General features: G+C 69.2%; 19 protein-coding genes. 13 read left to right on the top strand and 6 right to left on the bottom strand.

Going from position 1 to position 22,474, the window contains the following annotated elements; translation table 11 throughout:
• Positions 1 to 23 precede the first annotated feature (23 nt).
• The 3 genes from ACZ7OO_RS14710 to ACZ7OO_RS14720 all read right to left on the bottom strand — a co-directional run bounded on the left by ACZ7OO_RS14710 (position 24) and on the right by ACZ7OO_RS14720 (position 2,537).
• Entirely contained in the window at positions 24 to 1,181 is a 1,158-nt protein-coding gene (locus ACZ7OO_RS14710; RefSeq protein WP_352220738.1) for an acyl-CoA dehydrogenase family protein, read from the bottom strand.
• 126 nt (positions 1,182 to 1,307) lie between these two features.
• Positions 1,308 to 1,883, bottom strand: a complete 576-nt coding sequence (locus tag ACZ7OO_RS14715; protein WP_471504939.1) for a Uma2 family endonuclease — start codon at positions 1,881 to 1,883, stop codon at positions 1,308 to 1,310.
• Between the two features lie 51 nt (positions 1,884 to 1,934).
• On the bottom strand, positions 1,935 to 2,537 hold the full coding sequence (locus ACZ7OO_RS14720; protein WP_471504822.1) for an SACE_7040 family transcriptional regulator: 603 nt from the start codon (positions 2,535 to 2,537) through the stop codon (positions 1,935 to 1,937).
• Between the two features lie 87 nt (positions 2,538 to 2,624).
• Here ACZ7OO_RS14720 and ACZ7OO_RS14725 point away from each other — a divergent pair, with 87 nt between their 5' ends.
• From ACZ7OO_RS14725 to ACZ7OO_RS14740, 4 genes are read left to right on the top strand one after another with little or no spacing between them, the layout of a single operon-like run.
• Positions 2,625 to 4,241 carry a carboxyl transferase domain-containing protein gene (locus tag ACZ7OO_RS14725; RefSeq protein ID WP_471504823.1) on the top strand — a complete coding sequence of 539 codons (1,617 nt, stop codon included), beginning with the start codon at positions 2,625 to 2,627 and terminating at the stop codon, positions 4,239 to 4,241.
• An 11-nt stretch (positions 4,242 to 4,252) separates the two neighbouring features.
• Positions 4,253 to 6,169 (top strand): acetyl/propionyl/methylcrotonyl-CoA carboxylase subunit alpha, encoded by a 1,917-nt coding sequence (locus ACZ7OO_RS14730; protein WP_471504825.1) that lies wholly within the window; start codon positions 4,253 to 4,255, stop codon positions 6,167 to 6,169.
• An 8-nt stretch (positions 6,170 to 6,177) separates the two neighbouring features.
• Entirely contained in the window at positions 6,178 to 7,107 is a 930-nt protein-coding gene (locus tag ACZ7OO_RS14735) for a hydroxymethylglutaryl-CoA lyase (protein ID WP_471504940.1), read from the top strand.
• 5 nt (positions 7,108 to 7,112) lie between these two features.
• Positions 7,113 to 8,273, top strand: a complete 1,161-nt coding sequence (locus ACZ7OO_RS14740) for an acyl-CoA dehydrogenase family protein (protein WP_471504826.1) — start codon at positions 7,113 to 7,115, stop codon at positions 8,271 to 8,273.
• Positions 8,274 to 8,289: 16 nt separating this feature from the next.
• Here ACZ7OO_RS14740 and ACZ7OO_RS14745 read toward each other — a convergent pair whose 3' ends face one another.
• The gene (locus ACZ7OO_RS14745; RefSeq protein ID WP_471504828.1) at positions 8,290 to 8,688 is read right to left on the bottom strand and encodes a nuclear transport factor 2 family protein; all 399 of its coding nucleotides are present in this window, start codon (positions 8,686 to 8,688) and stop codon (positions 8,290 to 8,292) included.
• A 142-nt stretch (positions 8,689 to 8,830) separates the two neighbouring features.
• On the opposite strand from ACZ7OO_RS14745, the gene ACZ7OO_RS14750 reads away from it, so the two are divergent.
• The 6 genes from ACZ7OO_RS14750 to ACZ7OO_RS14775 all read left to right on the top strand — a co-directional run bounded on the left by ACZ7OO_RS14750 (position 8,831) and on the right by ACZ7OO_RS14775 (position 15,898).
• Positions 8,831 to 9,877 carry an ABC transporter substrate-binding protein gene (locus tag ACZ7OO_RS14750; RefSeq protein WP_471504829.1) on the top strand — a complete coding sequence of 349 codons (1,047 nt, stop codon included), beginning with the start codon at positions 8,831 to 8,833 and terminating at the stop codon, positions 9,875 to 9,877.
• A 43-nt stretch (positions 9,878 to 9,920) separates the two neighbouring features.
• Positions 9,921 to 10,754: a siderophore-interacting protein gene (locus ACZ7OO_RS14755; protein ID WP_471504831.1), complete on the top strand. Its 834-nt coding sequence runs from the start codon at positions 9,921 to 9,923 to the stop codon at positions 10,752 to 10,754.
• Positions 10,755 to 10,886: 132 nt separating this feature from the next.
• Positions 10,887 to 12,332: a lysine decarboxylase DesA gene (gene desA, locus ACZ7OO_RS14760; RefSeq protein ID WP_471504833.1), complete on the top strand. Its 1,446-nt coding sequence runs from the start codon at positions 10,887 to 10,889 to the stop codon at positions 12,330 to 12,332.
• Positions 12,316 to 13,593 carry a lysine N(6)-hydroxylase/L-ornithine N(5)-oxygenase family protein gene (locus tag ACZ7OO_RS14765; RefSeq protein ID WP_471504835.1) on the top strand — a complete coding sequence of 426 codons (1,278 nt, stop codon included), beginning with the start codon at positions 12,316 to 12,318 and terminating at the stop codon, positions 13,591 to 13,593. The genes desA and ACZ7OO_RS14765 overlap by 17 nt, the downstream gene beginning before the upstream one ends.
• Positions 13,590 to 14,132, top strand: coding sequence for a GNAT family N-acetyltransferase (locus ACZ7OO_RS14770; protein WP_471504836.1), 543 nt, complete (start codon positions 13,590 to 13,592; stop codon positions 14,130 to 14,132). The genes ACZ7OO_RS14765 and ACZ7OO_RS14770 overlap by 4 nt, the downstream gene beginning before the upstream one ends.
• Positions 14,129 to 15,898: an IucA/IucC family protein gene (locus tag ACZ7OO_RS14775; RefSeq protein WP_471504838.1), complete on the top strand. Its 1,770-nt coding sequence runs from the start codon at positions 14,129 to 14,131 to the stop codon at positions 15,896 to 15,898. Before ACZ7OO_RS14770 ends, ACZ7OO_RS14775 begins: the two co-directional genes overlap by 4 nt.
• 76 nt (positions 15,899 to 15,974) lie before the next feature.
• Here ACZ7OO_RS14775 and ACZ7OO_RS14780 read toward each other — a convergent pair whose 3' ends face one another.
• On the bottom strand, positions 15,975 to 17,546 hold the full coding sequence (locus ACZ7OO_RS14780) for a beta-N-acetylhexosaminidase (RefSeq protein ID WP_471504840.1): 1,572 nt from the start codon (positions 17,544 to 17,546) through the stop codon (positions 15,975 to 15,977).
• A gap of 165 nt (positions 17,547 to 17,711) precedes the next feature.
• On the opposite strand from ACZ7OO_RS14780, the gene ACZ7OO_RS14785 reads away from it, so the two are divergent.
• Positions 17,712 to 18,569: a DUF4429 domain-containing protein gene (locus tag ACZ7OO_RS14785; protein ID WP_471504841.1), complete on the top strand. Its 858-nt coding sequence runs from the start codon at positions 17,712 to 17,714 to the stop codon at positions 18,567 to 18,569.
• A 48-nt stretch (positions 18,570 to 18,617) separates the two neighbouring features.
• Here ACZ7OO_RS14785 and ACZ7OO_RS14790 read toward each other — a convergent pair whose 3' ends face one another.
• Positions 18,618 to 20,183, bottom strand: a complete 1,566-nt coding sequence (locus tag ACZ7OO_RS14790) for a purple acid phosphatase family protein (protein WP_471504843.1) — start codon at positions 20,181 to 20,183, stop codon at positions 18,618 to 18,620.
• Between the two features lie 164 nt (positions 20,184 to 20,347).
• Between ACZ7OO_RS14790 and ACZ7OO_RS14795 the strand changes: the two genes are divergently transcribed.
• Entirely contained in the window at positions 20,348 to 20,605 is a 258-nt protein-coding gene (locus ACZ7OO_RS14795) for a hypothetical protein (RefSeq protein ID WP_471504845.1), read from the top strand.
• Positions 20,606 to 20,624: 19 nt separating this feature from the next.
• On the top strand, positions 20,625 to 22,442 hold the full coding sequence (gene glmS / locus ACZ7OO_RS14800) for a glutamine--fructose-6-phosphate transaminase (isomerizing) (RefSeq protein WP_471504847.1): 1,818 nt from the start codon (positions 20,625 to 20,627) through the stop codon (positions 22,440 to 22,442).
• Positions 22,443 to 22,474: the final 32 nt, after the last annotated feature.

Below are 22,474 nucleotides of genomic sequence, written 5' to 3' on the forward strand. Positions count from 1 at the left end.
ACTGTCCGGTAATTACGTGGACCTTACAGACCCATGTCCTTCGCGATGATCGTCTTCATGATCTCGCTGGTGCCGCCGTAGATGCGGTTGACGCGGTTGTCCGCGTACAGGCGGGCGATCGGGTACTCGTTCATGAAGCCGTAGCCGCCGTGCAGCTGGAGGCAGCGGTCGATCACGCGGTGGGCGACCTCGGTGGTGAACAGCTTGGCGCTGGCGGCCTCGGCCGGGGTCAGCTCACCGGCGTCGAGGGCCTCCGTGGCGCGGTCGACGACGGCTTCGGCCGCGTCCACCTCGGCCTGGCAGGCGGCCAGCTCGAACTTGGTGTTCTGGAAGGCGGCGACGGGCTGGCCGAAGACGACGCGCTGCTGCACGTACTCCTTGGCGAACCGGACCGCGGCCTTGGCCTGCGCGTAGGCGCCGAAGGCGATGCCCCAGCGCTCGGAGGCGAGGTTGTGGCCGAGGTAGTAGAAGCCCTTGTTCTCCTCGCCGAGGAGGTCCTCGACGGGCACCTTGACGTCGACGAACGCGAGCTCGGCGGTGTCGGAGGTCTTCAGGCCCAGCTTGTCGAGCTTGCGGCCCACCGAGTAGCCCTCGGCCTTGGTGTCCACCACGAACAGGGAGATGCCGTGACGGCGGTCCTCCTTGGTGGGCGCGGAGGTGCGGGCGCAGACGATCATGCGGTCGGCGTGGACGCCACCGGTGATGAAGGTCTTGGCGCCGTTGAGGACGTAGTGCGTGCCGTCCTCGCTGAGCTTGGCGGTGGTCTTCATGCCCGCGAGGTCGGAGCCGGTGCCCGGCTCGGTCATCGCGATGGCCCACATCTCCTCGCCGGAGACGAACTTCGGCAGGTAGCGCTTCTTCTGCTCCTCGGTGGCGAGCAGCTTTATGTAGGGCAGGCCGAGCAGCACGTGGACGCCGGAACCGCCGAAGGAGACGCCGGCGCGGGCGGTCTCCTCGTACAGGACGGCCTCGAACTTGTAGGAGTCGATGCCGGCGCCGCCGTACTCCTCGTCGACACGGATCCCGAAGACGCCCAGCTCGGCGAGCTTGTAGTAGAAGTCACGGGGCGCCTGGCCGGCCGCGAACCACTCGTCGTACACGGGTACGACCTCGGCTTCGATGAAGGCGCGGAGGGTCTCCCGGAACGCCTCGTGATCCTCGTTGAACAACGTACGGCGCACGGCCGCCACCTCCACCGGCTTCGGTATGTCTAAGCGCTTGCTCAGACACCAAGGTACCGGCGAGTACGTTCAGGCGTCCAGGGTGACCTTGCCCACCCGTGGGCACGGATGGCGGGATGCGAGATGTCAGTCCCCGGCCTTGCCGTAGCGGCGGAAGGCGGAGGTCTCCACCGTCCAGGGACCGAACGGTACCGAGTCCCCGTAGATATACGGGTCCTTCCGGGTGTAGCGGCCCTTGTACGGATCGGAGTGCACCTCGATCGTGCCGGTGCGCGGGTCGACGATCATGTAGTGGGCGATACCCATGGCCGGGTAGTCGTCGAGCTTCTCGACGTAGTCGTTGTTCGGATTGGACGGCGAGACGATCTCGACAGCCGCGAGCACCCGGGTCGCATCGACGGCGATGCCCTCCTCATCGAGAGTCTCCTCAGGAATGACGACCGCGTCGGGGAGGCGCATCCGGCCGAGTGCGGGATGCTCGATCTCGGGGCCGGTGGCGCAGATGTAACCCGGATGAGTGATCGGCACCTGCTTGTTCAGCTGCTCGCGGATGCGGTGGGCCGTGCCCTCGTGCCGTTTCGAGGGGCACATCATGGCCAGTATCGGACCTGACGGCCCGATCTCGACGCTCCAAGCCCCTTCAAGGCGCTCGGCGTAGGCCCCGAGGTCCTCGGCGATCGCGCGCATCTTCGCGTAGTCCATGCCCATGGACCCAGCGTAGCGAGACCGTCCGACACCGCCCCGCGCCTCGGCTCAGCCGCCGTCCGCCGCCGCCTCGAACGCACCCCGTGCCATCCGGTGCAGCAGCACCGCCGTCGCCCCCCGCCCCGGCAGGGAGCCCGGCCGGCCCAGGTGCGGGGTCGAGTTGAGGAGGCCGAAGACCGAGTGGACGGCCGAGCGGGCAGCGGGTTCCGGAAGGGTGGGGTAGACCTCGCGGAGGACCTCCACCCACAGTTCGACGTACTGCCGCTGCAGCTGTCGTACCAGCTTGCGGTCGCTCTCGCGCAAGCGGTCCAGCTCCCTGTCGTGCAGGGTGATCAGTGGGCGGTCGTCGAGGGCGAAGTCGATATGGCCCTCGATGAGGGAGTCCAGGACCGCCGCGGGCACGCTGTCCCCGTCGGCCTCCGCCAGGCGGCGCTTCGCGCCCTTCAGCAGCTGCCCGCTGATCCCGACCAGCAGCTCCGCGAGCATCGCGTCCTTGCCCGCGAAGTGCCGGTAGAGACCGGGCCCGCTGATGCCGACCGCGGCGCCTATCTCGTCCACGCCGACACCGTGGAAGCCGCGCTCGGCGAACAGCCGGGCAGCCTCCTTGAGGATCTGCTCGCGACGGGTCGGGGCATCGGTTCTCGTGACCATGAAGGCAATTCTAGACAGGGCGGTTAGCGGTCGTTAACCTGAGGGGAAATGCGTTAACGCTCATTAACAAGGTGAGGGGATCGCGGCATGGACCAGGCACCGGAGCTGACGAGCGCGGCAGACCCCGCCTCGGAGGCCTTTCGGGCCAACGAGGACGCGCACCGCGTCCTCGTCGAGGAGCTGCGCACCAAGCTCGCCGCGGCCGCGCTCGGCGGCGGCGAGAAGGCCCGCGCCCGGCACACCGCGCGCGGAAAGCTGCTGCCCAGGGACCGGGTGGACGCGCTGCTCGACCCCGGGTCGCCGTTCCTGGAGCTGGCCCCGCTGGCCGCCGAGGGGATGTACGGCGGGGCGGCCCCGGCGGCCGGAGTGATCGCCGGGATCGGACGGGTCAGCGGACGCGAGTGCGTGATCGTCGCCAATGACGCCACGGTCAAGGGCGGCACGTACTACCCGATGACCGTGAAGAAGCACCTGCGGGCGCAGGAGGTGGCTCTCGACAACCGGCTCCCCTGCCTCTACCTCGTGGACTCCGGCGGCGCCTTCCTGCCCATGCAGGACGAGGTCTTCCCGGACCGCGAGCACTTCGGGCGGATCTTCTACAACCAGGCCCGGATGTCGGGAGCGGGGATCCCGCAGATCGCGGCCGTCCTCGGCTCGTGCACCGCCGGTGGCGCCTACGTACCGGCGATGAGCGACGAGGCGGTGATCGTCCGGAACCAGGGGACGATCTTCCTCGGCGGCCCGCCGCTGGTGAAGGCGGCCACCGGTGAGGTGGTCACGGCGGAGGAGCTGGGCGGCGGCGAGGTCCACTCCCGCGTCTCCGGCGTCACCGACCACCTCGCCGAGGACGACGCGCACGCCCTGCGGATCGTGCGGAACATCGTCGCCACCCTCCCCGCCCGCCGCGACCTGCCCTGGGAGGTCGCCCCGGTGGTCGAGCCGAAGGTCGACCCCTACGGCCTCTACGGCGCCGTCCCCGTCGACTCCCGCACCCCCTACGACGTCCGCGAGATCATCGCCCGGATCACGGACGGCTCCCGTTTCGCCGAGTTCAAGAGCGAGTTCGGGCAGACCCTGGTCACCGGCTTCGCCCGGATCCACGGCCATCCCGTCGGGATCGTCGGCAACAACGGCATCCTCTTCTCCGAGTCAGCCCAGAAGGGCGCCCACTTCATCGAGCTGTGCGACCAGCGCGGGATCCCGCTGGTGTTCCTGCAGAACATCTCCGGCTTCATGGTGGGCAGGGACTACGAGGCCGGCGGCATCGCCAAGCACGGCGCGAAGATGGTGACGGCGGTGGCGTGCACCCGGGTCCCGAAGCTGACCGTCGTCGTCGGCGGCTCGTACGGCGCCGGGAACTACTCCATGTGCGGCCGGGCCTACTCCCCCCGCTTCCTGTGGATGTGGCCGAACGCCAAGATCTCGGTGATGGGCGGCGAGCAGGCCGCGTCGGTCCTCGCGACGGTGAAGCGGGACCAGCTGGAGGCGCGGGGAGAGTCCTGGCCGGCCGAGGACGAAGAGGCCTTCAAGGCTCCCGTCCGCGCGCAGTACGAACACCAGGGGAACGCCTACTACGCGACCGCCCGGCTCTGGGACGACGGGGTCATCGACCCCCTGGAAACCCGCCAGGTGCTGGGCCTCGCTCTGACGGCCTGTGGCAACGCGCCGCTGGGCGACCCCCAGTTCGGCGTCTTCCGGATGTGAGGAGGGGACTCGTGTTCGACACCGTACTCGTGGCCAACCGGGGCGAGATCGCCGTCCGGGTCATCCGTACGCTGCGGTCGCTGGGCGTGCGCTCGGTGGCGGTTTACTCCGACGCCGACGCGGACGCACGGCACGTCCGGGAGGCCGACACGGCGGTACGGCTCGGGCCGGCGCCGGCGAGCGAGAGCTACCTGTCGGTGGAGCGGCTGCTGGCGGCGGCCGCCGTGAGCGGCGCCCAGGCGGTCCACCCCGGGTACGGCTTCCTCGCCGAGAACGCCGGGTTCGCGCGTGCCTGCGAGGAGGCGGGGCTGGTCTTCGTCGGCCCGCCCGCGGACGCGATCGCGCTGATGGGCGACAAGATCCGCGCGAAGGAGACGGTGAGCGCGGCCGGGGTGCCGGTGGTGCCCGGTGGCCGTGATCCCGAACTCGCAAAGGCCGCCCGCGCGCTGGGGGCACCCGTGCTGCTCAAGCCCTCGGCGGGCGGGGGCGGCAAGGGCATGCGGCTGGTGCGGGACCTGACGCTCCTTGACGAGGAGATCGCCGCCGCCCGCCGCGAGGCCCGCGCCTCCTTCGGCGACGACACCCTGCTCGTCGAGCGGTGGGTCGACCGGCCCCGGCACATCGAGATCCAGGTGCTGGCCGACGGCCACGGGAACGTGGTGCATCTGGGCGAGCGCGAGTGCTCGTTGCAGCGCCGGCACCAGAAGGTGATCGAGGAGGCGCCGTCGGTCCTGCTGGACGAGGAGACGCGGGCCGCGATGGGCGAGGCGGCGGTGCAGGCGGCGCGCTCGTGCGGGTACCGGGGCGCGGGGACGGTGGAGTTCATCGTGCCGGGCGGTGACCCTTCGTCGTACTACTTCATGGAGATGAACACCCGCCTCCAGGTGGAGCACCCGGTGACCGAACTCGTCACCGGCCTCGACCTGGTGGAGTGGCAGCTGCGGGTGGCGGCCGGCGAGCCGTTGCCCTTCGGGCAGCCAGACGTACGGCTGACCGGGCACGCGGTCGAGGCCCGGATCTGCGCCGAAGACCCCGCGCGCGGCTTCCTGCCCACCGGCGGCACGGTGATCCTTCTGCGGGAGCCTGACGGCGACGGCATCCGCACCGACTCCGGTCTCAGCGAGGGCACCGAGGTCGGCAGCCTCTACGACCCGATGCTGTCCAAGGTGATCGCCTACGGCCCGGACCGGGAGACCGCGCTCCGGAAGCTTCGCGGGGCCCTCGCGGAGACGGTCACGCTGGGCGTGCAGACCAACGCCGGGTTCCTGCGCCGGCTGCTGGGCCATCCGGCGGTGGTGGCGGGTGAGTTGGACACCGGGCTGGTGGAGCGGGTGGTGGACGAGCTGGTCTCCACCGACGTACCGGACGAGGTGTACGAGGCGGCGGCGGCCGTACGCCTGGAGGCGCTGAAGCCCGTCGTCGGTGGGGGCTGGACGGATCCGTTCTCCGTGCCGAGCGGCTGGCGGCTCGGCGGCAGGCCGAAGCCGGTCGGCTTCCACCTCCGGGTGCAGGAGCCGGTGGAGTACGTCCCGCGCGGCACCCACTCGGTCACGGTGGACCGCGTGTCGGTCACCCTGGACGGAGTCCGCCACACCTTCCACCGCGCCGCCGACTGGATCGGCCGCGACGGCGACGCCTGGCAGGTGCGCGACCACGACCCGGTCGCCGCGTCCCTCAACCGCACCGCCCACGCCGGTGCCGACTCCCTCACCGCGCCCATGCCCGGCACGGTGACGGTGGTGAAGGTCGCCGTCGGCGACGAGGTCACCGCCGGGCAGAGCCTGCTGGTGGTGGAGGCGATGAAGATGGAGCACGTCATCTCCGCCCCGCACGCCGGCACGGTCGCCGAGCTCGATGTGAAACCGGGCGCCACGGTCGCCATGGACCAGGTGCTGGCCGTGATCGCCCCGCACGAGGAGGAGAAATGACGCTCCCCATGCCGCTTCCCATGGTCGTACCGGCGACGGATCTGCCCGCGCGGGTACGGATCCACGAGGTCGGCGCGCGCGACGGGTTGCAGAACGAGAAGTCGACCGTGCCGACCGAGGTCAAGGCCGAGTTCATCCACCGCCTGGCCGACGCGGGACTGACGACGATCGAGGCGACCAGCTTCGTCCACCCCAAGTGGGTGCCCCAACTGGCCGACGCGGAGCAGCTGTTCCCCCTCGTCACCGATCTCGGGGCCGAGCTTCCCGTCCTCGTGCCCAACCAGCGCGGCCTGGACCGGGCGCTCGCTCTCGGCGCCCGCCGGGTCGCCGTCTTCGCCAGCGCCACCGAGTCCTTCGCCAAGGCCAATCTCAACCGCACGGTGGACGAGTCCCTCGCGGTCTTCGACCCGGTGGTGCGCCAGGCGAAGGACGCCGACGCGCACGTCCGCGGTTATGTGTCGATGTGCTTCGGTGACCCCTGGGAGGGCGCCGTCCCGCTCCACCAGGTGGTCCGCGTCTGCAAGGCGCTGCGGGACATGGGCTGCGACGAGCTGAGCCTCGGCGACACGATCGGCGTGGCCACCCCCGGCCATGTCCTCGAACTGCTCTCTTTGCTGAACGAGGAAGGCGTGCCGACGAACGTCGTCGGCGTGCACTTCCACGACACCTACGGCCAGGCGCTCGCCAACACCTACGCGGCCCTGGAACACGGCGTGACGACGGTCGACGCGTCCGCCGGCGGGCTCGGCGGCTGCCCGTACGCCAAGTCCGCCACCGGCAACCTCGCCACCGAGGACCTGGTCTGGATGCTCCAGGGCCTCGGCATCGAGACCGGAGTCGACCTCGGCAGACTCACCGCCACCAGCGTGTGGATGGCCGAACAACTGGGCCGACCCAGCCCGTCCCGTACCGTCCGCGCCCTCTCCCACCAGGAGTGACGACCATGGACCACCGCCTCTCCCCCGAACTGGAAGAACTCCGCCGCACGGTGGAGGAGTTCGCGCACGACGTCGTGGCGCCGAAGATCGGCGACTTCTACGAGCGGCACGAGTTCCCGTACGAGATCGTCCGCGAGATGGGCCGCATGGGCCTGTTCGGGCTGCCGTTCCCCGAGGAGTACGGCGGGATGGGCGGCGACTATCTCGCGCTCGGTATCGCCCTGGAGGAACTGGCCCGGGTCGACTCGTCGGTGGCGATCACCCTGGAGGCCGGGGTCTCGCTGGGCGCGATGCCGCTGCATCTCTTCGGCACGGAGGAGCAGAAGCGGGAGTGGCTCCCCCGCCTGTGCGCGGGCGAGATCCTGGGCGCCTTCGGACTGACGGAACCCGACGGGGGCAGCGACGCGGGCGCGACCCGTACGACGGCCCGGCTGGACCCCGCCACCGACGAATGGGTGATCAACGGCACCAAGTGCTTCATCACCAACTCGGGCACGGACATCACGGGTCTGGTGACCGTCACCGCCGTGACCGGCCGCAAGCCCGACGGCAAGCCGCTGATCTCCTCGATCATCGTCCCCTCGGGCACGCCGGGCTTCACGGTCGCCGCGCCCTACTCGAAGGTCGGCTGGAACGCCTCGGACACGCGTGAGCTGTCCTTCGCCGACGTCCGGGTCCCGTCCGCCAACCTCCTCGGCGAGGAGGGGCGCGGCTACGCCCAGTTCCTGCGGATCCTGGACGAGGGCCGGATCGCCATCGCGGCCCTCGCCACCGGACTGGCCCAGGGCTGCGTCGACGAGTCGGTGCGCTACGCGAAGGAACGCCACGCCTTCGGCCGCCCGATCGGCGCCAACCAGGCCATCCAGTTCAAGATCGCCGACATGGAGATGAAGGCCCACACGGCCCGTCTGGCCTGGCGGGACGCGGCATCGCGACTGGTCGCCGGGGACCCCTTCAAGAAGGAGGCGGCACTCGCCAAGCTCTACTCCTCCACCGTCGCCGTGGACAACGCCCGCGACGCCACCCAGGTCCACGGCGGCTACGGCTTCATGAACGAGTACCCGGTGGCCCGCATGTGGCGCGACTCCAAGATCCTTGAGATCGGCGAGGGCACGAGCGAGGTCCAGCGGATGCTGATCGCACGGGAGTTGGGGCTGGTGGGCTGAGGCGGCCCGGGCCGGATCACAGCACCGCGTCGGTCTGGAGCGGGCCCGCGGTGACGCGGAGCGTGCGGATGCGCACCGGGTCCTCGCAGTCGAGGTAGAAGACGTGCATGAAGGGAGCGCGGACCACCCGGTCCGGTTCGCTCTTCTTCGCCATGGTCGCCTCGCCGCGCAGCAGTCGGACACCGTCGCCCGCGGTCCAGAACTCCAGGACCTCGTGGGCGATGTCCAGCGGGCCGTCGATCTTGACGAAGAACTCATTGATGGCTTCGGCACCGTGGAGGTGCGCGGTGCCGAAGTACATCTCGGTGTCCTCGGTGAGCGGTGCGAAACCGTCCCCGAACTCCAGGGTGTCGATGGCTTTCATGAACTCCAGCACCCAGTCGGGTACGGCGGTGGCGTGTGCAGCGTCCGTCATGGTGGCGACCTCCTGAGCACCCGAGGTACCCGCTGAACGCCCTCTGCATGCACTCCGGGCACTGGACAGCTCATAAGGTTAGGCTAACCTAAGCAGCGACTTGTCCGGCGGTGTTTCCGCACGTCCGAAAGCAGCCACACCTATGTCCAACGTCAGAGCAGCCCACCTCACCCGCCGTGGCATCCTCGCCGCCGGTGGCGCCCTCGGTCTCGGCGCCGTGCTCGCGGCCTGCGGTGACGGCGACGCGAAAAGCGGCTCCTCCGGCAAGGAGGCGACGGCCGCCAAGTCCGGTCCCTGGACGTTCAAGGACGACCGGGGGACCACGGTGAAGCTGGACAAGGTCCCGACGAACATCGTCGCGTTCACCGGCGTCGCCGCCGCGCTGTACGACTACGGCATCGGCGTCAAGGGCGTGTTCGCTCCGACGAAGACCAAGGACGGCAAGGCCGACGTCCAGGCCGGTGACATGGACATCAGCAAGGTGACCGTCCTCGGCAACACCTGGGGTCAGTTCAACGTCGAGAAGTACGCGGCCCTCGCCCCCGAGGTCCTCGTCACCACGATGTTCGACGGCGCCGGCACCCTCTGGTACGTCCCGGACGAGTCCAAGGACAAGATCGCCAAACTGGCTCCGAGCGTCGGCATCTCCGCCTACGACCGCCAGTTGACCGTCCCCCTCCAGCGCGTCTGGGCCCTCGCCGAGTCGCTCGGCGCGGACATGACGGCCAGCAAGGTCACGGACGCCAAGAAGCGCTTCGAGAAGGCGTCCTCCCGGCTGCGCGCCGCCGCCAAGGCACACCCCGACATCAAGGTGCTGGCCGGCTCGGCCGCCCAGGACCTGTTCTACGTCTCCGGCACCAACCTCTCGGTGGACCTGGAGTACTTCAAGGCCCTCGGGGTGAACTTCGTCGAGCCGTCGGCGTCCGTGCTGAAGGCGAGCGGCGGCTGGTACGAGGATCTGAGCTGGGAGAACGTCGACAAGTACAAGGCCGACGTGATCATGATGGACGACCGCTCGGCGGCCATCCAGCCGGCCGACATCACCGAGGCCACCTGGAAGAAGCTCCCCGCGGTCAAGGCCGGCCAGGTCATCGCCCGTTCCCCCGAGCCGATCTTCTCCTACGACAAGTGCGTCGCGATGGTGGAGAACCTCGCCAAGGCGCTGGAGACGGCGAAGAAGGTCAGCTGACCTCTCAAATAATGCACACACTTCCTGAGCCCCAGGAGTTCATATGGCGACGGCCGTAGCCGCCCCGTTCCGTTTCTTCTCCCTCCAGGTCGTACGGACGAGGCGGCTCGGTCCGTCTCTGGTCCGCGTCACCTTCGGCGGCGCCGATCTGGAGCACTTCCACTCCCACGGACGCGATCAGTCCCTGTCCTTGTTCATCCCCGCCGATGGGCACACCGATCCCGCCGTGCCCATCGAACTGGGCGACGGCTGGTGGCAGGGGTGGCGTGAACTCCCGGACGACGTACGGGCCGTGATGCGCTCGTACACGCTCCGGGAACTGCGCCGCGATCCGGACGAGGTCGACATCGACTTCGCGCTGCACGGCGTCGGGCCGGACGCAGCCACCCCCGCCGGGCCCGCGTCCCGCTGGGCGTCGCGGGCCGCCGCCGGGGACCGGGTGATCCTGCTCGGCCCGGCGGTCGCCGACAACCGGGCGATCCGCTTCCGGCCGCCCGAGGACACCGATCTTGTGCTGATCTGGGGCGACGAGACCGCCGTACCCGCGGCGACCGCCATCCTCGAATCCCTCCCCGCAGGCACCCCGGTCCGCGCCTGGCTGGAGGTGCCGCACGCCGGGGACGTCCAGGACGTGGTCACCCTCGCCGACGCGGAGATCGAGTGGGCAGTGGGCGGCACCTCCATGGAAGCGCTTCGCCACGCCCAACTCCCGCCCGCGGTACGCCCGTACGTCTGGATCGCCGGTGAGTCCGGCCGGGTGAAGGAGCTGCGTCGGCACTTCGTCGGGGAGCGCGGGGTGGACCGGCGCCGGGTCACCTTCGTCGGCTACTGGCGGCGGGGCCTGACGGAGGAGCAGCTCCGGGCCGCGGGCGAGTAGTTGCGCGGCCGAAGTGACGGCTGTCACGGGCGGGCAGCGTTTCCATCACGTTACTTAGGTTAGGCTAACCTAAGTTTCATCCAGGAGCTCCACTCCCCTCCCCCGCCCGGATCGTCCCCGGAGGACCCCCCTATGCGCTCGCACCTGCTCAATGACCTCACCGCGGAGCACTACCGCCGCTCCGTGACCGAAGGAGTGGAGCGGGTGGCGGCCAAACTCGCCACCACCGACCGGCCGTTCACGGGTGTCACCGTCGACACCCTCTCCCCGCTCATCGACGGCATCGACCTCGACCAGCCGCTGCACGACACCACCGCGGTCCTGGACGAGCTGGAGGACGTCTACCTCCGGGACGCCGTCTACTTCCACCACCCCCGCTACCTCGCCCACCTCAACTGTCCGGTGGTCATCCCGGCGGTGCTCGGCGAGGCGGTGCTCACCGCGGTCAACTCCTCCCTGGACACCTGGGACCAGTCGGCCGGCGGCACCCTCATCGAGCGGAAACTGATCGACTGGACGACCGCCCGTATCGGCCTCGGCGAGGCCGCCGACGGTGTCTTCACCTCGGGCGGCACCCAGTCCAACCTCCAGGCGCTGCTGCTGGCCCGCGAGGAGGCGAAGACCGACAGTCCGGCCAAACCGCGGATCTTCGCCTCCGAGGTCAGCCACTTCAGCGTGAGGAAGTCGGCGAAACTGCTGGGCCTCGGCCAGGACGCGGTGGTCTGCGTCCCCGTCGGCCAGGACAAGCGGATGCAGACCGTTGCCCTCGCCCGTGAGCTGGAGCGCTGCCGTCGCGACGGCCGCATCCCCATGGCGGTCGTCGCCACCGCCGGCACCACCGACTTCGGCTCCATCGACCCGCTGCCGGAGATCGCCGAGCTGTGCGAGCAGTACGGCGTCTGGATGCACGTGGACGCGGCCTACGGCTGCGGTCTGCTCGCCTCCCTGAAGCACCGGAACCGGATCGCCGGCATCGAGCGCGCCGACTCGGTCACCGTCGACTACCACAAGTCCTTCTTCCAGCCGGTGAGTTCGTCCGCCGTGCTGGTCCGGGACGCTTCCACCCTGCGCCACGCCACCTACCACGCGGAGTACCTCAACCCGCGCCGGATGGTCACCGAGCGCATCCCCAACCAGGTCGACAAGTCCCTGCAGACCACCCGCCGCTTCGACGCCCTCAAGCTGTGGATGACCCTGCGCACCATGGGCGCCGACGGCATCGGCGAACTCTTCGACGAGGTCTGCGACCTGGCGGCGGAGGGCTGGAAGCTGCTCGCCGCCGACCCCCGCTTCGACGTGGTCGTCGAGCCGACCCTGTCCACCCTCGTCTTCCGGTACATCCCGGCGGCCGTCACCGACCCGGCCGAGACCGACCGCGCCAACCTGTACGCCCGCAAGGCCCTGTTCGCCTCCGGCGACGCCGTGGTCGCGGGCACCAAGGTCGGCGGCCGCCACTACCTCAAGTTCACCCTGCTCAACCCCGAGACCACGACGGCCGACATCGCCGCCGTCCTCGACCTGATCGCCGGCCACGCCGAGCAGTACCTGGGAGGAGAGTCCCTTGACCGCGCGTCCTGAACGCCCGTCCAAAGCCCATGACTTCGTGGGTATCGGGCTCGGCCCCTTCAACCTCGGCCTCGCCTGTCTGACCGAGCCGATCGCCGAACTGGACGGTGTCTTCCTGGACTCGAAGCCCGACTTCGAGTGGCACGCAGGGATGTTCCTCGACGGCGCCCACCTCCAGACCCCGTTCATGTCGGACCTGGTCACCCTGGCGGACCCCACCTCGCCGTACTCCTTCCTCAACTACCTGAAGGAGAAGGGCCGACTGTACTCGTTCTACATCCGCGAGAACTTCTATCCGCTGCGGGTCGAGTACGACGACTACTGCCGCTGGGCCGCGAACAAACTGACCAACGTCCGCTTCGGCACGACGGTGACCGACGTCCGGTACGACGACGGCCTGTACGTCGTCTCCACGGCCGCCGGTGACACCTACCGCGCCCGCCATCTGGTCCTCGGCACCGGCACCCCACCGCACATCCCGGAGGCCTGCCAGGGCCTGAACGGGGACTTCATCCACAACTCGCAGTACCTGCGGCACCGCGAGGCGCTCCAGTCGAAGGAGTCGATCACGCTGGTCGGCAGCGGCCAGTCCGCCGCCGAGATCTACCACGACCTGCTCGGGGAGATCGACGTCCACGGCTACCGGCTGAACTGGGTGACCCGCTCCCCGCGCTTCTTCCCCCTCGAATACACCAAGCTCACGCTGGAGATGACCAGCCCCGAGTACATCGACTACTACCACGCCCTGCCCGAGCAGACCCGCTACCGGCTCACCGCCGAGCAGAAGGGCCTGTTCAAGGGGATCGACGGCGACCTGATCAACGAGATCTTCGACCTGCTCTACCAGAAGAGCCTCGGCGGGCCGGTCCCCACCCGGCTGCTCACCAACTCCTCGCTGAACGCGGCAGCCTACGACAACGGCACCTACACCCTCTCCCTCCGCCAGGAGGAGCAGGGCAAGGACTACGAGATCGAGACCCAGGGTCTGGTCCTGGCCACCGGCTACAGGTACGCCGAGCCCGAGTTCCTCAAGCCCGTCCGGGACCGGCTGCGCTACGACACCCACGGCAACTTCGACGTGGCCCGCAACTACGCCATCGACGTCACCGGCCGGGGTGTGTTCCTGCAGAACGCCGGCGTCCACACCCACAGCATCACCAGCCCCGACCTGGGCATGGGCCCCTACCGGAACGCGTACATCATCCGCGAGCTGCTCGGCTCGGAGTACTACCCGGTGGAGAAGACGATCGCCTTCCAGGAGTTCGCGATATGAGCACGATGACCACGACGTTCACCTTCCGCCCCCTCGACCCCCTCAAGGACGCCGAGCTGCTGCACCGCTGGGTGACGCACCCCAAGGCGGCCTACTGGATGATGCAGGGCGCGAAACTGGAGGACGTCGAGCGGGCGTACATGGAGATCGCGGCCGACGAGCACCACCACGCGCTGCTGGGGCTCGGCGAGGACTGTGAGCCCGCCTTCCTGATGGAGAAGTACGACCCCGCCCACCGCGAGCTGGTCGGGCTGTACGAGCCCGAGCCGGGGGACGTCGGGATGCACTTCCTGACCCCGGCCACCGACACGCCCGTACACGGCTTCACCAAGGCCGTCATCACGGCCGTGGTGGCCCACCTCTTCGAGGACCCCGCGACCCGGCGGATCGTCGTCGAGCCGGATGTGCGCAACACGGCCGTGCTCGCGCTGAACGAGGCCGTCGGGTTCGTGCCCGTACGCGAGATACAGAAGCCGGAGAAGAAGGCGTTGCTGAGCTTCTGCACCCGGGAGCAGTTCGAGAAGGCGGTGTCCGTATGACCCTCGCAGACACGGTCTCCCATCTCTCGCCCGAGCGCTGGGAGAAGGCCAACCGGCTCCTGATACGCAAGGCGCTCGCGGAGTTCGCCCACGAGCGCCTGATCACCCCGGAGGAGGAGGGGACCGGTTACGTCATCCGCAGCGACGACGGGTTCACCCGCTACCGCTTCACCGCCGTCCGTCGCGCCCTGGACCACTGGCAGGTGGACGCCGACTCCATCAGCCGGGTCCGCGACGGGGTCGAACTCCCCCTCGCCGCATTGGACTTCTTCATCGAGCTGAAGAAGTCCCTGGGCCTGAGCGACGAGATCCTGCCGGTCTATCTGGAGGAGATCTCCTCCACCCTCTCCGGTACCTGCTACAAGCTCACCAAGCCGCAGATACCGGCCGCCGAGCTGGCGCGGGCCGGTTTCCAGGCGATCGAGACCGGGATGACCGAGGGCCACCCCTGCTTCGTCGCCAACAACGGCCGGCTCGGCTTCGGCATCCACGAGTACCTGTCGTACGCCCCCGAGACCGCGAGCCCGGTCCGGCTGGTCTGGCTGGCGGCCCACACCTCGCGCGCCGCGTTCACCGCGGGGGTCGGCATCGAGTACGAGTCCTTCGTACGCGACGAGCTGGGCGAGGAGACCGTCGAGCGCTTCCACGGTGTCCTGCGCGACCGGGGCCTGGATCCCGCCGACTACCTCTTCATCCCGGTCCACCCCTGGCAGTGGTGGAACAAGCTCACCGTCACCTTCGCCGCCGAGGTCGCGCGCGGTCACCTGGTGTGCCTGGGCGAGGGCGACGACGAGTACCTGGCCCAGCAGTCCATCCGGACCTTCTTCAACAGCAGCCACCCCGAGAAGCACTACGTGAAGACCGCCCTGTCGGTCCTCAACATGGGCTTCATGCGCGGCCTTTCGGCCGCCTACATGGAGGCCACCCCGGCGATCAACGACTGGCTGGCCCAGCTCATCGACAACGACCCGGTGCTCAGGTCCACCGGACTGTCGATCATCCGGGAGCGGGCGGCCGTGGGCTACCGGCACCTTGAGTACGAGCAGGCGACCGACCGCTACTCGCCGTACCGGAAGATGCTGGCCGCGCTCTGGCGGGAGAGCCCGGTGCCGTCCCTCCAGGAGGGTGAGTCGCTCGCGACGATGGCCTCCCTGCTGCACGTGGACCACGAGGGCGCCTCCTTCGCGGCCGCGCTGGTCGAGCAGAGCGGGCTGCCGCCGCGGGAGTGGCTGCGCGCCTACCTGCGGGCCTACTTCACGCCCCTCCTGCACAGCTTCTACGCCTACGACCTGGTGTTCATGCCGCACGGCGAGAACGTCATCCTGGTCCTGAAGGACGGCGTGGTCCAGCGGGCGGTCTACAAGGACATCGCCGAGGAGATCGCGGTCATGGACCCGGACGCGGTGCTGCCGCCGACGGTCGAGCGGCTGCGCGTCGAGGTCCCCGAGGACAAGAAACTCCTCTCCGTCTTCACGGACGTCTTCGACTGCTTCTTCCGCTTCCTCGCCGCGAACCTCGCGGCCGAAGGGGTCCTGGAGGAGGACGACTTCTGGCGGACGGTCGCCGAGGTCACCCGCGAGTACCAGGAGTCGGCGCCCGAACTCGCCGACAGGTTCGCGCAGTACGACATGTTCGCGCCCGAGTTCGCGCTGTCCTGCCTCAACCGGCTCCAGCTGCGCAACAACAGGCAGATGGTGGACCTGGCGGACCCGTCAGGCGCCCTCCAGCTGGTCGGAACCCTGAAAAATCCCGTCGCGGGGTTCTGATCCAGGCGGACGGGCTCCCCCGAGTACGGTCCTCGGGGGAGCCCGCCGGTCTTTCCGGTTCAGCTTGTTCTTCAGCTTACTTCGCAGGCCAGGGCACCTGCGGAGAGCGGTAGTAGTCAATGCCGAGAGCGTCCCAGCGGGGCGCCTGCGCGGCGAGCCGCACCCTGTAGGCGTCCCAGTCGTGGCTCGCGGACGGCGACCAGCCCAGCTCGGCCACCCCGGGCAGCCTCGGGAAGGCCATGTAGTCGATGTCGGCGTTGGTCACGATGGTCTCGGTCCACAGCGGCGCCTCGACGCCCCGGACGGCCGAACCGGGCACTCCGGCAAGGTAGTTGCCAGGATCCCAGTCGTACGACCGCTTCACCTCGACCAGACCGGCCCAGTCCTGGCCGAGCGGGGTGTCCTCGGTGTACTTCATGTCGAGGTAGACCCGGTCGGCGGGCGAGAGGATCAGCCCGGTGCCGTGCTGCGCGGCCTTGACCACCTGGGCCTTCTCGTCCGCACTGGTGTCGTCCAGCCCCCAGTACTGGGCGATGGCCCCGGGCGCCGGGTGCGCGCCGGTCAGCTGGTGCCAGCCGATCACCGTCTTGCCGTACTCGGCGACGATCGGCTGCACCCGGTCCATGAAGGCCACATAGTCCTCGTGGCTGGTGGAGTGCGCCTCGTCGCCGCCGATGTGGAGACAGCGGCCCGGGGTGAGGGCGGCCAGTTCGCGGATGACGTCGTCCGCGAAGTCGTACGTCACCTGCTTCGACGCGCACAGCGAGCTGAAGCCGACCTCCGTGCCGGTGTACAGCGGCGGTGCGGTGCCGTCGCAGTTCAGGTCGGCGTAGGAGGCGAGGGCCGCGTTGGTGTGGCCGGGCATGTCGATCTCGGGGACGACTTCGAGATAGCGGGAGGCGGCGTAGCGGACGATCTCCCGGTAGTCGGCCTTCGTGTAGTGGCCGCCCTTGCCGCCGCCGACCTGGGTGGAGCCGCCGTAGGCCGCCAGGCGGGGCCAGGAGTCGATGGCGATGCGCCAGCCCTGGTCGTCGCTGAGGTGCAGATGCAGCTCGTCGATCTTGTAGAGGGCCAACTCGTCGATGTAGTGCTTGACCTGGGCCACGGTGAAGAAGTGCCGGGAGACGTCGAGCATCGCCCCCCGGTAGGCGTAGCGGGGGCGGTCGGTGATGGTGCCGCCCGCGATCAGCCAGGGGCCGGGCTGCGCGGTGTCCTTCTCGACGGCGGCCGGGAGCAGCTGGCGCAGGGTCTGGACGCCGTGGAAGAGGCCGGCGGGTTCGGCGGCGGTGAGGGTGACGCCGTCGCGGCCGCTGTCGAGGCGGTAGCCCTCGGCGCCGAACGGGCCTTTGGTCAGACGGAGTTGGATGCCCGAGCCGCCATGGGTGGTCAGGGGCAGCCGGTAGCCGGTCGACGGGCGCAGCAGGTCCGCGAGGTACTCGGCGACCCGGCGGGCCTCCCGGGAGCCGTTGACGCGGATGGCGGTGTCGCGGGTGATGCGGTACGGCGCTCCGCCCGCCTTGACCGAGGCGGGCGCCGGGACGACCCGGTCCAGTGGGGCCGGCGCGGGCCTCGGTGTCGCCGGGGTGGCGCCGACCGTGAAGGTGCCGGCCGCCGCGACCAGCAGCAGGGACCCGAGGACGCGGGCCATGCGGGGAGTACGGGAGGTGCGGGAAGTTCGGGGAGTCGTTCTGTGGTGCCGTCTCACGTGCGCTCCCTTCGACAGAACTCAGTGCAGGGGCCTCGGCCGAGGATGCACCACAGTGCGGGATTGGTCGAGACCAACCGGCGGTACTTCCGGTGGAACAATCCCCGCATGGCGGAAATCATCCAGAAGGACGGCATCTGGGTCTTCGACGGGGACGCCCTGCGGCTGACCCCCGGCCGGGACAAGAACGTCAGTGTGCTGCGCCGGATGCTGGGTGAACTGGACGTCCCGCTGGGTGCGTTGGCGGGGATCTCGTTCGAGCAGGGCCGTAGGTCGGGGCGGCTGAGGCTGCGGCTGCGGGACGGCGCCGATCCGCTGCTGCACGCCACCGGTGGCCGTCTCGCCGAGACCCACGACCCGTATCAGCTGGCCGTGGAGCCGGACCGGTACGGCGTCGCCGAGTACTTCACGGACGAGGTGCGTGACGCGCTGGTGCTGGAGCAGGTTCCGAACACGCCGGTGAGCGGGTATCTGCTGCCCGGTCCGCGGCTGCCGCTGTCGGTCTCCGCCGGGGACGGCACGGCCGGCTTCGACGGGGAGCGGGTGCGGCTGGAGTGGAACTGGAAGACGGAGGACACGAAGGCCGCCGCCGGTCCCCGCACGCTGGCCCTGGCGGACATCCTAGCCGTGGAGTGGCAGCCCTCCGCCGGGCTGGAGAACGGCCATCTGCGGTTCCGGGTGCGCGGCGCGCCGGCCAGGGTACGGGCCAAGTACGACCCCAACGCGGTGGAGCTGTGGGGGTTCAAGCGGGATCCGCTGATGGCGCTGGTCGCGGCGGCGGTGCAGGCGCGGCTGCCGCATCCGTCGACGGCCGTACCGCCTGCGCCCACGGCGGTGGAGGAGCCCGAGGCCGATCATGACGCGCTGCTGCGGCGCCTGCGCGAACTGGGTGAGCTGCATCGCGAGGGCGTGCTCACGGACGAGGAGTTCGCGATGGCCAAACAGGCGGTCCTCAAACGCATGTGAGGACCGCCTGCGGGTGCGCCTTACGCCCTGCCTTCCGGGCGTAGGCCCTTACTTGGCCTTGCGGGCCACTGTGAAGTGGTCGATGCGGTCGCCGGTCTCGGCGATGCCCGACACCTTCAGCTTGGCGTACTGGCCGCGCGGCGCCGGCTCGACGTCCACGCGCAGGAACGAGTAGTTGAGGTAGCGCACCCGGGACCAGGTGACGGTCTCGTTGACCTTGCCGTTCTTGGTGTTGATGAAGGAGGCCACGGAGTCGACCTCGTTCAGGTGGCCCTCGTAGGAGTCCGGCGCGGTGAACGCGTAGAGGCTGCGGCCGGCCGCGCCCGCGGTGACGTAGACGACACCTTCGGTCTCGGAGTAGGCCGTCTCGCCGATCGGGAGCTTCTTGACGACCTGGTTGCCCTTGATGACGTCGGTGCGCTCGTACTGGTGGTTGTGGCCGTTGATGACCAGGTCCACCGTGTACTTCTCGAACAGCGGCACCCACTCCTGTCGCACGCCCCCCTCCGAGGCATGCGCCGTGGAGGTGCAGTAGGCGCAGTGGTGGAAGAACACGACGATGAAGTCGATGTCCTTCGAGGCCCTGAACTTCTTCAGCTGCCCCTCGAACCACGTGGTCTGCGTGCCGCCCGAGATGCCCAGGTTCGCCGGGATCTCGAAGGAGACGTCGTTCGGGTCCAGCGAGATGATCGCCGTGTTGCCGTGGACGAAGGAGTAGACGCCCGGCAGGTTCTTCTTGTCCGGCCCGTTGTCGGGCAGGGTGAAGCGGGCCTCCTCGCCGCCGTAGCCGTTCGGCGAGTACCAGGCCTCCATGTCGTGGTTGCCGTACGACACCATCCACGGCACCGACTTGGCGACCGACTCGGTCTGGGCCAGGAACTGGTCCCACACCCGCGAGTCGAAGCCGGTGTCGGCGGACTTGCCCTGGCCGGCCGGGTCGGCGTACGCGATGTCGCCGGCGTGCAGATGGAAGCTGGGGTTCTGGCCGAGGATCAGGCTGTCGTTGGCCAGGCCGTGGTAGCTGACGCCCTGGTCGCCGAAGGCCGTGAAGGTGAACGGCTCCTTGTGCGAGGGCGCGGTGGTGAAGGTGCCTATGGTGCCGGCGAACTGCGTGGCGGCCGGGTCGAAGCCGTCGTGGCCGACGCCGTAGAAGTAGGTGCGGCCCGGCTTGAGGTTGGCCAGCTTGGCGTGCACGTAGTACTGGGTGTGGTCGCCGCTCGCGCCCACCCCGGCCGGGGTGTAGAGGGCACGGATCTCTGCCGGGATCTTGACGGAGAGGTGCGAGGCGTGGGTGCCGATGCGGACGAAGGGCTTCTTCACCGCGACCGGGACCTGCCAGGAGATCGTCATCTCCGTGCTGGCGTCGTTACCGTAGGCGAGGTGACGGCCGAACGGCGCCACGAAGGCGCCGTCGACGTACTCGGCGGCCGGGGCGGAGGCCTGGGTGGGAACGGCCGCCCGGGCGGTGCCGCCCAGCACGAACGAGCCACCCGTGACGGCGCCGACAGTCACGGCGCCGCCTCTGATCATCGAGCGCCGGGAGAACTTGGCGCGCAGGTACTCGTGCTGCTCGGCCATGCTCATACGCTCGGCCAGCTGTTCGGGTACTCCCATACGAGGAATGTCCATGACGTCTGAAACTCGTCTTCACAAGCAACGTCGCGCAAGACACAGGATGGACAGGCTACGAACAGAACCCAAAAGAGATTCAACAGGCCGTTGCCCGGAATCGGGCAGGATTCTTGCGTAACCGCCATCCCGTACTCCAGGATCTACGGGTGCACGACGAACTGGTTGATCATCTGACGCGGTCCACGCTCCTGAGCCGGGGCGAGGCGCTGCGGGTGGTACAGGACGTGCTCGCCTACTTCGACGAGACGGCCGGGGACTACGTCCGGCGCCGCCACCGCGAACTGCAGGCGGAAGGCCTGGTGAACGCGGAGATCTTCGAACGGATCGAGGCGGATCTGAAGTACAGGGCGGTCGCCCCGCCGGAGCTCACCCTCCGGCAACTGCGCCGCATGGTCTACGGCTGAGAATACGGAACACCTATATATGTGCGGAATTGTCGGATACATCGGTAAGCGTGATGTGGCTCCCCTTCTCCTCGAGGGGCTGCAGCGACTGGAATACCGCGGCTACGACTCGGCGGGCATCGTCGTCACCTCGCCGAAGGCGGCCGGCCTGAAGATGGTCAAGGCCAAGGGCCGGGTCCGGGACCTGGAGGCCAAGGTACCGGCGCGCTTCAAGGGCACCACCGGTATCGCCCACACCCGCTGGGCCACCCACGGCGCACCCTCCGACGTGAACGCCCACCCGCACATGTCGGCCGACCAGAGGGTCGCCGTCGTCCACAACGGCATCATCGACAACGCCTCCGACCTCCGCCGCAAGCTGGAGGCGGACGGCGTCGAGTTCCTCTCCGAGACCGACACCGAGGTCCTCGTCCACCTCGTCGCCCGCTCCCAGGCGGAGACCCTGGAGGAGAAGGTCCGCCAGGCCCTGCGCCTGATCGAGGGCACCTACGGCATCGCGGTGATGCACGCCGACTTCCCCGAGCGCATCGTGGTGGCCAGGAACGGCTCCCCGGTCGTCCTCGGCATCGGCGACAAGGAGATGTTCGTCGCCTCCGACATCGCGGCCCTGGTCACCCACACCCGCCAGATAGTGACTCTCGACGACGGCGAGATGGCCACCCTCAAGGCCGACGACTTCCGGACCTACACCACCGAGGGCACCCGGACGACGGCCGAGCCGACCACAGTGGAGTGGGAGGCCGAGTCGTACGACATGGGCGGCCACGACACCTACATGCACAAGGAGATCTTCGAGCAGCCCGACGCGGTCGACCGCGTGCTGCGCGGCCGGATCGACGACCGCTTCTCCACCGTGCACCTCGGCGGCCTCAACCTGGACGCCCGCGACGCGCGTGCCGTGCGCCGGGTGAAGATCCTCGGCTGCGGCACCTCGTACCACGCGGGCATGATCGGCGCCCAGATGATCGAGGAGCTGGCCCGTATCCCCGCGGACGCCGAGCCCGCCTCCGAGTTCCGCTACCGCAACCCGGTCGTCGACCCCGACACCCTCTACATCGCGGTCTCCCAGTCCGGTGAGACGTACGACGTCCTCGCCGCCGTCCAGGAGCTGAAGCGCAAGGGCGCGCGGGTGCTGGGCGTGGTGAACGTGGTCGGCTCGGCGATCGCCCGTGAGGCGGACGGCGGCATGTACGTGCACGCCGGGCCGGAGGTCTGCGTCGTCTCGACGAAGTGCTTCACCAACACCACGGTCGCCTTCGCACTCCTCGCCCTGCACCTGGGCCGCATCCGGGACCTCTCGGTCCGCGACGGCAAGCGGGTCATCGACGGCCTGCGCAGGCTGCCCGCCCAGATCGCCGAGATCCTCGACCAGGAGGCGGAGATCGAGAAGCTGGCGAAGGAGTACGCCGACGCCCGCTCGATGCTCTTCATCGGCCGCGTCAGGGGCTACCCGGTGGCCCGCGAGGCCTCCCTGAAGCTCAAGGAGGTCTCCTACATCCACGCGGAGGCCTACCCGGCGTCCGAGCTGAAGCACGGCCCGCTGGCCCTGATCGAGCCGGCGCTCCCCACGGTGGCGATCGTCCCCGATGACGACCTCCTGGAGAAGAACCGCGCGGCCCTGGAGGAGATCAAGGCCCGCAGCGGCAAGATCCTGGCGGTGGCCCACCAGCACCAGGAGAAGGCGGACCGCACGATCGTCGTCCCGAAGAACGAGGACGAACTCGACCCCATCCTGATGGGCATCCCCCTCCAACTCCTCGCGTACCACACGGCGAAGGCCCTGGGCAGGGACATCGACAAGCCGAGGAACCTGGCGAAGTCGGTGACGGTTGAATAGGTTCTTCTCGCCCCGACGGCCGTAGCGACAGT

The organism is Streptomyces sp. NPDC111744 (assembly GCF_055634995.1).